At 57.7% G+C, this 626-nt stretch carries 1 protein-coding gene; it reads left to right on the forward strand.

The genetic code is table 11. The features are described 5' to 3' along the window. Window positions 1-143: 143 nt before the first annotated feature. Window positions 144-626: helix-turn-helix domain-containing protein (locus L8U60_RS10735; RefSeq protein WP_269966357.1), on the forward strand; the 483-nt coding region annotated here is incomplete at its 3' end.

The following is a 626-nucleotide window of genomic DNA, read 5'->3' on the forward strand; positions in this document are numbered from 1 at the left end:
TGTTGCGCGCGTGCATTTAGTAACACCGTGGTGAGTATCGGGTAACGCGATGGTGAGTATCGAGTAACACTGCTGTTTTCGGGGGAAACTCTTTGGTGACCGCGTGACTTCAGGGCACGCGGCATTGCCAAAGGAGTCCGATTGTGACTGACTACAGGGCGGTGATGGACCTTGTGCTCAAAGGCTGGTCCGTTCGCCAGATCACAGCGTCGATGGGGTGCTCGCATTCCACGGTGCAAAAAGTTCGTAAAGTGCTGCAAGCAGAGCAGATCACGACCACGGCCCAGATTGCTGGGCTTAATGATGAAGCCGTAGCTGTGCTGTTTCATGATGGAAGATCCACAGGTCAGGGTGTGTTCGTCCCGATCGATTTCGATTCCGTGGTGAAAGCACGGACCGGAAGACATAAGACCACGCTGCAGGTCCTGTGGGGCAAGTACACCTCAACGCCAGCGCTGCCGGGGCAGCGGTACTACAGCTACGAGCGGTTTCGCCAGCTTGTCGCACAGCATGTTGATGCCACCGGGGTAACCGCCCGGATCGTGCACGCACCAGCTCACACAATGCAGGTGGACTGGGCAGGAACGAAGATGCGCCTGTTCGACCCCACCGGGGGACGTCCAAGG

The organism is Corynebacterium meitnerae, assembly GCF_027570075.1.
Classification (GTDB): Bacteria; Actinomycetota; Actinomycetes; order Mycobacteriales; family Mycobacteriaceae; genus Corynebacterium; species Corynebacterium meitnerae.